Source organism: Azospirillum sp. ST 5-10 (genome assembly GCF_051225715.1).
Classification (GTDB): domain Bacteria; phylum Pseudomonadota; class Alphaproteobacteria; order Azospirillales; family Azospirillaceae; genus Azospirillum.
This window is the reverse complement of the sequence record NZ_JBPJSP010000012.1, coordinates 14,748-26,887: the sequence shown is the minus strand read 5'-3', so window position 1 is coordinate 26,887 and position 12,140 is coordinate 14,748. Positions and strand designations below refer to the sequence as shown.

Sequence of the window (12,140 nt, the reverse complement as noted above, 5' to 3'; positions counted from 1 at the left end):
TTCGCTCATGCGCCCTGTCAGGGCCCGCCTGCGCGGTGGGCGGGCAGGCCGAAGGTGTAGCGCAACCCGCCGCCGGGGTCGAGGTCGACGTGGACGAGGTCGACCGGCAGCCCGTCGGCGAGACGCTCCAGCACCGCCGTCGACAGGTCGGGCAGCAGGGTGTTGGTCAGCAGATGGTCGATGGCCCGCGCCCCGGCGTCGGTGGCGGCGCAGCGCGCGGCGACCTGGGCGACCACCGCGGCGTCGTAGGTCAGCTCCGCCCCGTGCACCTCGGCGAGGCGCGCCTGTATGCGCGCGAGCTTGAGGCGGACGATGGCGCGGACCTGCGCCGGGTCGAGCGGCACGTACGGCACCACCACCATGCGGCCGAGCAGCGCCGGCTTGAAGTGGGCGACCAGCTCCGGCCGGATCGCCGCGGCGATGCGCTCCGCCGTCGCCGGGGCCGGCAGGCGGGCGATGGTGTCGCTGCCGAGGTTGGAGGTCAGCAGGATGACGGTGTTCTTGAAGTCGACCGCGACACCCTCGCCGTCCTCCAGGGTGCCCTTGTCGAACACCTGGTAGAACAGCTCCAGCACGTCCGGGTGCGCCTTCTCCACCTCGTCCAGCAGCACCACCGAATAGGGCCGCCGGCGCACCGCCTCGGTCAGCACGCCGCCGCTGCCGAAGCCGACATAGCCGGGCGGCGCCCCCTTGAGGCCGGAGACGGAGTGCGCCTCCTGGTATTCCGACATGTTGATGGCGACGACGCTGCGCTCGCCGCCGAACAGCGCGTCGGCGAGCGCCAGCGCCGTCTCGGTCTTGCCGACGCCGGACGGCCCCACCAGCAGGAAGACGCCGGTCGGCTTGCCCGGCTCGGCGAGGCCGGCGAACCAGGTGCGGATGCGCCGGGCGATGGTGTCGAGGGCGGCGTCCTGCCCGACCACCCGTTCGGCCAGACGGGCGCGCAGGCCGCGCACGGTGGCGGCGTCGTCGCTCGGCATGCGGCCCACCGGGATGCCGGTCCAGCCCGACACCACCGAGGCGACGGCGCGGCGGTCCACCGCGACCGGCACCATCGGCGCGTCGCGGTCCTGGAACTCCTCCAGTTCCAGCCGCAGCCCGTCCAGCTCGCCCAGCGCGGCGAGGCGGGTGGCGGCGCCCAGACCGGGCAGGGAGTCCTCGAGGGCGCGGATGCGTTCCACCAGCTCGCTTTCCTGGCGCCAGCGGCTGTCCAGGCGGTGGCGCTCGTCCTCGGCCGCGGCGCGCTGGTCGGCGAGGCGCTCGATGCGCTCGGCGTGGTCGCGGCCGGCGGCGCTTTCGCGGCCGAGCAGGGCGATCTCCGCCGCCAGCTCGGCGGAGCGGCGGGCGGCCGCCTGCAGCTCCGGCGGCGGGCCGCTGCGGGCCAGCGCCACGCGGGCGCAGGCGGTGTCGAGGACGCCGATCGCCTTGTCCGGCAGATGGCGGTCGCTGATGTAGCGGTGGGACAGGCGTACGGCCTCCACCACCGCCTCGTCGAGCACGCGCACGGCGTGGTGCGCCTCCAGCTTCGGCGCCAGTGCGCGCAGCATGGTGACGGCGGTGGCCTCGTCCGGCTCGGCCACCTTGACGACCTGGAAGCGGCGGGCCAGCGCCGCGTCCTTCTCGACGTAGCGCTTGTATTCGGCCCAGGTGGTGGCGGCGATGGTGCGCAGCTCGCCCCGCGCCAGGGCCGGCTTCAGCAGGTTGGCGGCGTCGCCCTGGCCGGCCGGGCCACCGGCGCCGACCAGGGTGTGCGCCTCGTCGATGAACAGGATGACCGGCTGCGGCGACGCCGCCACCTCGTCGATCACCCGACGCAGGCGGTCCTCGAACTCGCCGCGGATGCCGGTGCCGGCCTGCAGCAGGCCGAGGTCGAGGACGCGCACGGCGACGGTGCGGAGCGGCGGCGGCACCGCGCCGTCGGCGACCTGCTGGGCGAAGCCTTCGACGACCGCGGTCTTGCCGACCCCCGGCTCGCCGGTGAGGATCGGGTTGTTCTGGCGGCGGCGCAGCAGGATGTCGACCACCTGCCGCACCTCGGCGTCGCGCCCGACGATGGGGTCGAGGCGCCCGGCCCGGGCCTGGGCGGTGAGGTCGATGGTGTAGGCGTCGAGGGCCGGCGTCTTCGACGGCGTGCCGCCGGCGGGTGGGCGGGCGCCACCGGGGCCGCCACCGGGGCCGCCACCGGGACCGCCGGCGGGAGGCGGGGCGCCGCCGGCGTCCTCCGGGCTGTTGCGCAGCAGATCGGGCAGGGTCTCGGCCAGCGCGCCGCGCGGCAGGCGCGCCAATGTCGGGACCGTTTCCAGCAGCAGGCCGCGCAGCCCGTCGTCCTCCAGCAGGGCGGCGAGGATGGCACCGGACCGGATGGCCGGCGCCCCCAGGCGCAGCGACGCCACCATCCAGGCGCGCTCCAGCAGGCGCACGAGGTGTTCGGAGAAGGCGGGGGTCTGCACGTTGCCCCGCGGCAGCCCGTCCAGGGCGCGGGTGAGGTCGGCGGTCACCGTGCCGGCGTCGACGCCGTGGTGGCGCAACAGGCGGGCCACGTCGGTGTCCGCCGCACCGACCAGCGCCAGCAGGAGGTGCTGCACCTCCACGGTGAAGTGGGTCTGCGTCAGGCACTGCTGCGCCGCCGCCTCCAGCGCCCGCTTGGCGGTGGGGTTGAGCTTGCCGACGAGGGGCTTCAGGGAGGACATCGGGCCATTTCTGCGGCCGTGCGCGGTCGCGTCAGATCTTCCGGTAGAAGTCCCGCGGTCCCCGCACCGGCCCGCCGCCGAAGGCGTCGACGCCGGCGGCCTTCGCCACCTCGCCGGCGAAGGCCGTGCACTGGCGCCGGCCGAGGCTGAACTGCACGTTGCCGCCGCCGTACTCGGAGATCTTCGCCATCGCCCGCTGCGCCTGCTCGGCCGAAATGGTGAAGCTGCGGGTGCGCACGCCGGGTTTCGAGAAGGCCGCCTCGTCGCGGTGGAGGCGCCCGGGCACGCCGGTGGTGAGGCGCCCGAGATCGCGCTGGGGGTCCAGGCTCGACAGGTTGGCCGGCGAGAAGCCCCAGGCCTCGCGCTTGCCGCCGGGGCGCTCGACCGCCACGAAGCCGTGCCCGGCCATGGCGTCGGGCAGGCCCTGCTCCTGGTGCAGATAGGCGCCGACGATCAGCCGGTAGCCGGAACCCTGCGCCGGCTTGGCCTGGGCGTGGCGGATGGCCGGTCCGGCCGGCGACGCCGCCTTGGCCTGGAGGGTGGGGGGCAGGGCGTGGGCGGCGGCGCGCATGCCCATGCGGTCGGCCTCGGCCTCCAGCGACGGGTCCTGGACCACGGCGATGCCGCTGCCGAAGGGATTGCGCACGCGTCCGGCCCGCTGCTGCAGCACGTGGGTCAGTTCGTGGCCGAGGAGCTGCTGACCGTGCGGGGTGTCGGGGTTGTACTGGCCCGGTGCGAAGTAGAGGTTCGTGCCCAGGGTGAAGGCCAGGGCACCGATCGCCGGCGCCTGCGCGCCGACGTGCACGCGGACGTCGGAGAAGTCGGCCTTGAAGAAGGATTCCATCTTCTGCCGCACGCCGTCGGGCAAAGGCCGCCCACCGCCGGCGCCGAGCTGGACCAGACCGCTCGGCAGCGGCTGGGCGTTGCCGTCCACCTGGCGCTGCACCGTGCCGCTTCCCGGCATCGGCAGGCGCGGCCCTCCGGCGGCGAAGCGGCCCTGGAGCACACGGGTTCCGCCCGGCGGACCCTGAACGGCATGGGACGGCATGCGCACCCCCGTCGCGATCTGCACAATCATCGGGAAACAACCCGCCGCTGTCAATGCGCGTGTCGGCGTTCACAATCCGTGTCCGTAGGCATCGCCTTGCGCCTTGGCTATGCTGGCGGTGACAACTTGGGAGAGGCGCATGGACCCGCTCAACGACCGTCGGACGGGTCGCGACGGCGGCCTCAAGGGCGCCACGCGGCTGTCCCAGTCACGCCTGTGGGCACGCCAGCGCGCTTGGTTCGAGCGTATGGGGATCGAGGCGTGGCGCGACGGGCGGGTCCCGCACTACGTCACCGGCAACCCGCGCCTCGCCAGCGCCTACGCGGCGGTGCTGCTGGCCTTCCTGCGGGACACCGCGGACGACGGTCCGGCCACCATCGTCGAACTCGGCGCCGGAACGGGGCGCTTCGGCTTCCTGCTGGTGAAGGCGCTGGTGGAACTGCGTGCCCGCTCGCCGCGGCCCGACCTTCCCTTCCGCTACGTCTTGACGGACGTCGCCGAGGCGACGCTGGCCTTCTGGCGCGGCCATCCCCAGTTGCAGCCCTACTTCGACTCCGGCCTGCTCGACCTCGCGTCCTTCGATGCCACCGGAGATGCTGAGCTGCGGCTGGAGCGGACCGGCGCCACGCTGCGGGCGGGCGGCGGCGCGGGTCCCCTGGCGGTGGTCGCCAACTACGTGTTCGACGGCTTGCCCCAGGATGCGTTCGCCGTGCGTGCCGGGGCGCTGGAGCATTGCCTGATCGAGCTGCGCCCCCGGGCGGGATCGGGCGCGGGCGTCCTCGACGGGCTCGATCCGGTCTGGCATGCCGTCCCGGCCGACGGGCCGGTCTACGCGGAGCCGGCCTTCGACGAGGCGCTGGCGGACTATGCGCGCACCTTGGACGATACGGTCCTGCTGTTCCCGTGCGCCGCGATGCGGTGCCTCGACCGTCTGGCGGCGGTCGCCGGCGGCCCCCTGCTGCTGCTGAGCGGCGACCGCGGCGAGGTCGACCTGAGGACGCTCGGCGGCCGCACCGCGCCGGACCTTTCGCTCCACGGGAGCGTGTCGCTTCCCGTGAACTACCACGCGCTGATCCGCCACGCCGAGCGTGCCGGCGGAACGGGCTTGACCGGACGGCACGCGCACGCCGATCTCGCCCTGTGCGCGATTCTCATGGGACGCGCGGCGGAGCGCTTCGCCGAGACGCGCTACGCCTGGGAACTGGCGGTGGAGCACGGCCGCCCCGATGACTTCTTTCACCTGCGGCGCGGTGTCCAGGACCATTACGGCGCGCTCGATGCCGGACGGTTGCTGGCGCTGCTGCGTCTCTCCCACTGGGACCCCCGCGTGCTGAGCCGGATGGCCCCGCACCTGTGGGCGCGCCTGGAGGATCTGGACGGACGCGGCCGCGCGGACCTGGCGGCCAGCATCAAGCGCACGGTCGCCAACCATTTCCACATCGGCGAGACGGTCGACGTCGCCCACGAGGCCGGCCTTCTGCTCCACGCCCTGGGCGCCCACGCCGACGCCCTGGAGCAGTTCGCGCAGTCGCTCCGCCGCCACGGCGACGACCCGCGGACCCTCTGGAACATGGGGCTGTGCGCGTACGCGCTGGGCCGTGGCGACGATGCCGCCGCCCTGTTCGCCGCGGCCCGCGCCGTCGCACCGGGCTTCGTTCCCGTCGGCGCCCTGCAGGGGAAGTAGAGCGGCCGCCACCCGCCCCTATTTCTTCTTGCCCTTCATGATCTTGTCGTTGATGTGCTGGTTGCAGCCGGAGCCGGTGCAGCGGCCGTACGGTACGCTCGGGTCCTTGTCGATCCCCTGCTTTGCGTTCTTCTTAGAGTTGCATTTGCCGCACAGCAGCTGAAGGTTGTTCTGATCGCTGTAATGAGCCTGCGCGTCGGCCCGGGTGATGGCGATCCAGTGCCAGGTTCCGTCACAAGCGACGAACAGGCCGGTGACCGCTTCCAAGTAGTCGCGCAACTCGGTCACGTGATCGCCTTGGAAATCACCGGCGTTGGTGCTCGACCCGACGCATTCCGGATGGTGGTACCAATGCCCGTACGACTGGCAGGTGTATTCTCCGGTGTTCTCGTCCGCCTGTTCTGTTTTCCACGTGCCGTAATCTTTGTCCCAGTGCAGCCATCGACGATTTCCGTCCCACAGCTCTATTCCGCCCACGAGCCGCGGCGGGCGCAACGGCTGCGTGAGGTTCTGCGGCGGCGGCAGCTTGACCTCCTCCTCGTCGCCGATCGGTGCGGAATGGTGCTGCTTGTAGGCGCGCGTCATCGAATGCGTGCCCTTGTAATCGTCATCCTTGTGCCGGCCGGCAACATCGCGCAGAGATCGTCCGTTCACCGTCACGGTGCGCAGGGGTGACTTGCTGTTGCTGCGGCTGCGCGAGCGTTCCTTGTGCTCCTTGCGCCATTTCTTCTTTTTCTTCCTGGAGCCGTCGTCGGACCGCGGCGAGCGCGGCGAGCGGGACCGGTGCGACCCCGGGGACCGATCGCCGTCGCCATCCCCATCTCCGTCTCCGCCCAAGCCGAGAGAGCCCAACATCATCGGTTGCGCGACACCCGGCCCGCCGGGCCTGGCGGGCGGAGACGGGCGCCCCGGTGGCGGCGCCGGGGGACGGCACGGCTGGGCCGTACCGGAGGCGGCGCCGGGCGGCGGAGCGGCGGTCGCGCGGGGGGGCGCCGGAGGGGCCGATGCCGGCCGCCCCGGCCAGGCCGGCGGCGGTGCGCCCGGCGCCGCCGGGCGTCCGGCGGCGTTGGCTCGCTGCGGTTGGACCGCCGCCCCGGCCGGCCCCGGCGGGCGGGGCGGCGGCGGGCTCGGCGGCGGAACCGCGGCCCCCGGCCACGCCGGACGCGGCGCACCCGGCGCCGCGGTGGGCCAGGATGGTCCCGGCGGCCCGGGCGGCCCGGGCGGGGGCGGCCGGCGGCGCTCGCTCACGGCCGCCCTCCCAACGTCACCACCCCCTCCACCGTCCGCGGCCGCGTCGTCAGCCAGGTCGTCCAGCCCAGGCGCGGCGCGTCGGGCGCCGGGCGGGTCAGCAGGCGGCCCGGGCCGCCCAGCCGTGCTCCCGGCGAGCGCGGCCGTTCGGCCAGGGTGCGCGGGCCGTCGAGGTGCAGGCCGTTGACGCCGGCCAGCCGGGTCCCCGGCACCCGGTCCGCCCGCAGGCGCAGGCGCACGTCCAGCTCCGGCCCCGGTCCGACGTAAAAGCGCGCGAGGTCCCGCAGCGCCGCCGCGGCGTGGCCGACCGGCAGGAAGGCGCGGAACGGGTCGAGGTCGAGCGGCCCCAGCTCCAGCACCACCGCCGCCTGCTGGTCCCAGGCGCGGGCGCCGAGCACCGCCCCGTCGGGCCGGGCCGCGCCGAGCCGCGAGTTGCGGTGGCCGAGCGCCGTCGTCTGGCTGGCGTCGAGCCTCAGCCAGCGGCCCTGCAGGGGCAGCGCCCGCACCGGCACCCGGAAATGGTCGGCCAGCAGGCGCTCCAGCCCGTGCAGGCTGCGCGGCTGCTGGGCCAGCACGCCGGCGTGGTGCAGCAGCACCCGGTCGGGCACCGCCATGCGGCCGCGGAGCCCCGCGGTGCCCATGCCGATCAGGCTGTAGAGCCAGCCGGCCATCGGCCCCTGGTCGGGGGTGCCGCGGTTGAGCGCCGGGCGATGCTGGCGCCGCGCCCGGTAGAGCAGCGACACCAGGCGGTGGTTGAAGAGGTCGAGGAAGGCGCGGGTCGCCGTGTCGCCGGCGCGTTCCCGCTGGACGATCGCCTCGGTGAAGGGCGGCGGCAGCGGGCCGAAGCCGCCGGCCAGGCCGAGGAAGTTCACCAGCAGCTCCCACTGCGGCGCGCCGGGACCGGGCGGGCGGGCGGCGGCGAGGTCGCTGGCGGGAAAGGCGGAGGTGAGGCTGGAGCGGAAGCGCACCGCCTCGTGGCTCGGGTCGGCGCCGTCGGCGACGCTGCGCGCCTCCGGCGCCAGCCGCTCGATCACGGCGACGGCCTGGAGGACGTCGAAGCGGTGGGCCTCGGCGGCCAACTGCTCGATCACAGAACGGGGCGATCGCCAGCCAGAGGAGGCCATGTCTTCCAGATCCCGGTGCGCTGCCGACTGGTCAGCACGGTTTGCGTGAAGGCGTTGACCGCCGCGTAGAGGCCGAAGAAGCGGTTGAGCACCGAGGCCAGCAGGAAGGGATGGCTGCCGACGAAGCGCTCCTCGTCGAGCTCCAGCCGCACCTCGGTGCCGCGGCAGAAGCCGCGCCACGCCGCGTCGCCGATGCGCCGCACCACCGGCGTGCAGGCGAGTCCGGAGAGGCCGGCGACCTGGCCGGCCACGGTGGCGTCGTCGAAGGCGGCGTAGAGGCGCAGGATCTCGCGCAGCGCCGTCAGCCCGGCGTCGCCGTCGAGCGACAGATGGTTGAGCGAGAGGTGCGAGACCAGCCGCCACAGGGTCTGGCCGGCGAGCGGCGGCGTCAGCTGGCGGGTCGGCTTGGTCAGGCAGGCGATGCCCCGCAACGGCGCGTCCACCTCGATCTCCAGCCGCGCCCCGGCCGGCATCTGCTCGGCCACGCCGCGGTTGGTGCACAGCGTGTGGGCGAACACCACCTGGGCCGGCGGGCGCAGCGGCCGGAAATCGAGGTCGAGGAACGACAGCATCAGGTCGGTGCCGGGCAGGTCGGCGCGCCCGGTCGCCTGGCGCCGCGCCGTCCAGAACGCCCGGGCGCCGTCGCGCGCCGCCGCATGGTCGAACGAGAAGAAGGGATGGAAGGTCCGGCTGTCGTCCTCGAAGGCGGAACTGGCCGAGACCTTGAGGATCGAATGGATCTCGGTGGAGCGCTCGCGGTGGCTGTCGGGCAGCAGCCGGTACTCCACCTGGGTCTGGTCGAGCCGCACCGGCTCGGTCGTCTTGCGGAACAGGTTGACGATGGGGGCGCAGTTGAGGCGGAAGGTGCCCTGGTCGACCGCCAGATGGCGGGCCGGCGGGGCGGGCAGCAGGAACAGCAGCTCCGCCTCCTTGCCGTCGCCGAAGCCGCCCAGCCCCTCCAGGTCGACGAACAGGAACTTCTCGGGGAAGACGAAGTACTCCTGGATCAGCCGGTAGCCCTGGTGGGCGTGGCGCGGCCAGGGCAGCACGTCCTCCTGCGGCGCGAATCCGACGGGGCGGACGCAGGACGCCGGCAGCTCGCACGCCGGCATCGCGGCCCCGGCCGGGCGCACCGCCAGCCCGCACAGCTGGTTCAGCAGCAGCTCGTACACGGCACCCGCGGTGGTCGCCGCGGCGTGCAGGAAGAGGCGCAGGCGCCGCGGCGCCATGTCGGCGAAGCCCAGTTTGCCGAGGCCGCGCAAGGTCACCCGCAGCACCGCGCCGACGTCGCCACGGTGGTCGAGGAAGGGGAAGGCGGCCGAGGGGCGCAGGGAGGCCTCGGCCACCTCGATCGGCCAGAGCTCGACCGGATAGCCGCTGCGGAAGCGGCAGGTCAGCCCGTCCACCGACTCCGCGAAGAGCGGCGTGTCGTCCGGCAGGGTGAAGCCGGTGGCCGAACGGGCCTGGTCGGGGTCGACCAGGAACTGGGCCACCGCCATGCTGGGAACCGGCGCCACCAGGTGCGGGTAGAGGACCTCCAGCAGCGCCGCCGGGATCTGCGGGAACTCCTGGTCGAGCGTGCGCTGGATGCGGCCGGTGAGGAAGGCGAAGCTCTCCAGCAGGCGCTCGACGTGCGGGTCCGGCGATTCCGCCCCGCCGAGGTCGAGGCGCGCCGCCACCCGCGGGTAGCGGGCGGCGAAGGCCGCCCCCTCGTGGCGCAGGTAGGTCAGTTCGCGCTGGTAGTAGTCGAGCAGCTCGCTGCGGCCCTCAGGCGTCATCGCTCTCGTCCAGGCTGTCGGTCAGCAGGATGGGGAAGCTGACCGGCTCGACCATGCCGTTCAGCTCGACCGCGCCGGAGACGGTGGCGCGCAGGCGGTTGCGCTGGTTGCCGACGCGCGCCACGGCGACCCGCGGCTGCAGCAGGCGCGGCTCGAAGGCGGCCACCGTGTCGGCCACCAGGGCGGCGAGCCGGGTCTCGCTGTCGGAATCGAAGGGCCAGAACAGCGACAGGTCCGGCAGGCCGTAGTCGAGGGTGCCGCGCGGCCGCCGGCCGAGCTCGTCGGCGGCCAGCGGCGTGCGCGTGTTGAGCAGCCGGTCCAGCTCGCGCCGGATCGACTCGTGCAGTCCCTGGCGGTCGAGCATCCGCCACCCGCCGCCGTCCGCGGCGAGGCGGTCGAACAGCGGCGCCCGGACGCCCTGGATGACCCGCGGTCCCGCCACGACGGGACGTTACGACACGCTCTGCGCGGCGAGGTCGTGCTTGACCGGCTGGTTGCCGCCGGGCGTGCCGTCTGCCGACTTCTGCTGGATGTAGGTGTACTGCACCGAGTTGTAGCTCAGGGTCACCGTCTCGGTGGAGATGTCGCCGGTGCCGCCGCCGATCGAGACGTTGGAGACGATGACGCCGGTCATCACGATCTCCAGGTACTTCACCGGCGAGTTGTTGCCGTCGGAGCGGAAGGCGGAGAAGGTGGCGGTGCCGATCTGCTGGCCGTTCCAGCAGTACTTCAGCAGGTCGTCCGTCGCGGCGTCGGTGTACTTGGTGAAGGAGAAGTCGGAGTGGTTGGCCTGCTCCACCGTGCCCGACCCGGCCGAGCTGCGGGTCGGCGAGGTCGGCTGGTTGAAGGAGTGGCTCCAGGACAGGACCTGGATGGCGTTGGTGTTGTTGCTGTCGGCGCTCTCGCCCGTGATGTCGGGCGTCTTGAACGCGATGAACATGTTGGCGGCCATGCGGCGTCTCCCGGTTTCGGCAAGCGGACGTTACAGGCAGGCGGACGAGGGTGTCGGAAGCGGTGCCCGCCCCCGGGCCGCGGGTGCGGCCCGGGACGGGCGGCGGGGCCTTACGCCGCCGGCGGCGGCAGCTCGGCGACCAGGCGGATCGATGCGGTCAGCTCCTCCAGCTGGAAGTGCGGCCGCAGGAAGACGGTGGCGTTGTAGCAGCCGGGCTTGCCGGCGATGTCGGTGACGTCGACGCGGGCGTCGCGCAGCGGGTACTGCGCCTTGAGGTCCTGGCCGGCGTCGTCCTTGGCCAGGACGTAGTCCATGATCCAGGTGTTGAGATAGGTCTGCACGTTCTCCTTGGTCATGAAGCTGCCGATCTTGTCGCGCATGATGACCTTGATGTAATGGGCGAAGCGCGAGGCGTTGAGGATGTAGGGCAGCATCGCCGACAGCCGGCTGTTGGCGTTGGCGGCGGCGGTGTTGTAGAGCCTCGGCTTGTTGGTGGTCTGGCCGCCGAAGAAGGCGGCGTAGTCCGTGCCCTTGCAGTGCACCAGCGCGACGAAGCCGAGGTCGTTCAGCTCCTTCTCGCGGCGGTCGGTGATGGAGATCTCGGTCGGGCACTTCAGCGCGATGTCGCCCTCGTCGGTGTGGAAGGTGTGGGTCGGCAGCCCCTCCACCTTGCCGCCGCCCTCGACGCCGCGGATGGCGGCGGTCCAGCCGAACTTGGCGAAGGCGTCGGTGATGCGCTGGGCCAGCATCCAGGCGGCGTTGCCCCAGAGATACTTGGAATGGTCGCGCCCGTCGGTGTCCTCGACGAAGTTCATGCCCTCCACCGGCACCGTGTCCGGCCCGTAGGGCAGGCGCAGCAGCACGTGCGGCAGGCACAGCGTGACGTAGCGGGAATCCTCGCTGGCGCGGAAGGAGCGCCACTTGATGAGCTCGGCGCTCTCGAAGATCTTGGAGAGGTCGCGCGGCACGCCGAGCTCGGTGAAGCTGCCCATGTCGAACAGCATGGGCGAGGCGGCGGCGATGAACGGCGCGTGCGCCGCGGCGGCGACGTTGGACACCTTCTCCAGCAGCGCCATGTCCTGGGGATGGCGGCCGAACTCGTAGTCGCCCACCAGCACGCTGTAGGGATGGCCGCCGAAGGTGCCGTACTCCTCCTCGTAGATCTTCTTGAAGAGCGCGCTCTGGTCGAACTCGACCGCCTTCTCCAGGTCCTTCAGCAGCTCCGCCTTGGTGATGTTCATCAGGCGCAGCTTGAGGCGGGTGCTGGTCTCGGTGTTGAACACGAGGTAGGCGAGGCCGCGCCACGAGCCTTCCAGCTTCTGGAAGTCGGCATGGTGCAGGACCTCGTTGAGCTGCACCGAGATCAGGTCGTCGATCTCGGCGATGCGGTCGGTGATGGCGGCGACCACGTCGCCGCTGACCGTGCCGCCGGTCTCGGCGAGCACGGAGTTGACGAACTCGTCCACCAGGTCGCGGGCGTAGCTGCGCTGCGTCTCGTCGCGCGCCAGCTTGCCCTCGACGATGATGCGGTCGAGGACGGTCAGGGTCTGCGTCTCGGTGGCCGCGCCGCCGCCGGCGGTCTCGGTCTCGTCAGCCATGGCAAGCGTCTCCTCACG

At 72.9% G+C, this 12,140-nt stretch carries 9 protein-coding genes; 1 reads left to right on the top strand and 8 read right to left on the bottom strand.

Annotated elements, in window-relative coordinates; all coding sequences use genetic code 11:
* Positions 1 to 17: 17 nt before the first annotated feature.
* Both tssH and ACSBPG_RS15045 read right to left on the bottom strand, forming a co-directional pair.
* Positions 18 to 2,690 (bottom strand): type VI secretion system ATPase TssH, encoded by a 2,673-nt coding sequence (tssH, locus tag ACSBPG_RS15050; protein ID WP_435537995.1) that lies wholly within the window; start codon positions 2,688 to 2,690, stop codon positions 18 to 20.
* Positions 2,691 to 2,721: 31 nt separating this feature from the next.
* Positions 2,722 to 3,696, bottom strand: a complete 975-nt coding sequence (locus ACSBPG_RS15045; protein WP_435537994.1) for an eCIS core domain-containing protein — start codon at positions 3,694 to 3,696, stop codon at positions 2,722 to 2,724.
* 181 nt (positions 3,697 to 3,877) lie between these two features.
* Here ACSBPG_RS15045 and ACSBPG_RS15040 point away from each other — a divergent pair, with 181 nt between their 5' ends.
* Positions 3,878 to 5,422, top strand: coding sequence for a tetratricopeptide repeat protein (locus ACSBPG_RS15040; protein WP_435537993.1), 1,545 nt, complete (start codon positions 3,878 to 3,880; stop codon positions 5,420 to 5,422).
* A gap of 18 nt (positions 5,423 to 5,440) precedes the next feature.
* Here ACSBPG_RS15040 and ACSBPG_RS15035 read toward each other — a convergent pair whose 3' ends face one another.
* The 6 genes from ACSBPG_RS15035 to tssC form a co-directional block, all read right to left on the bottom strand.
* Positions 5,441 to 6,280, bottom strand: a complete 840-nt coding sequence (locus tag ACSBPG_RS15035) for a hypothetical protein (RefSeq protein WP_435537992.1) — start codon at positions 6,278 to 6,280, stop codon at positions 5,441 to 5,443.
* 386 nt (positions 6,281 to 6,666) lie between these two features.
* Positions 6,667 to 7,761, bottom strand: a complete 1,095-nt coding sequence (tssG, locus tag ACSBPG_RS15030; RefSeq protein WP_435537991.1) for a type VI secretion system baseplate subunit TssG — start codon at positions 7,759 to 7,761, stop codon at positions 6,667 to 6,669.
* On the bottom strand, positions 7,758 to 9,572 hold the full coding sequence (gene tssF / locus ACSBPG_RS15025) for a type VI secretion system baseplate subunit TssF (RefSeq protein WP_435537990.1): 1,815 nt from the start codon (positions 9,570 to 9,572) through the stop codon (positions 7,758 to 7,760). Before tssF ends, tssG begins: the two co-directional genes overlap by 4 nt.
* Positions 9,562 to 10,014 carry a type VI secretion system baseplate subunit TssE gene (gene tssE, locus ACSBPG_RS15020; RefSeq protein WP_435537989.1) on the bottom strand — a complete coding sequence of 151 codons (453 nt, stop codon included), beginning with the start codon at positions 10,012 to 10,014 and terminating at the stop codon, positions 9,562 to 9,564. Before tssE ends, tssF begins: the two co-directional genes overlap by 11 nt.
* 9 nt (positions 10,015 to 10,023) lie before the next feature.
* Positions 10,024 to 10,524, bottom strand: coding sequence for an Hcp family type VI secretion system effector (locus ACSBPG_RS15015; RefSeq protein WP_435537988.1), 501 nt, complete (start codon positions 10,522 to 10,524; stop codon positions 10,024 to 10,026).
* Positions 10,525 to 10,634: 110 nt separating this feature from the next.
* Positions 10,635 to 12,122: a type VI secretion system contractile sheath large subunit gene (gene tssC, locus ACSBPG_RS15010; protein WP_435537987.1), complete on the bottom strand. Its 1,488-nt coding sequence runs from the start codon at positions 12,120 to 12,122 to the stop codon at positions 10,635 to 10,637.
* Positions 12,123 to 12,140: the final 18 nt, after the last annotated feature.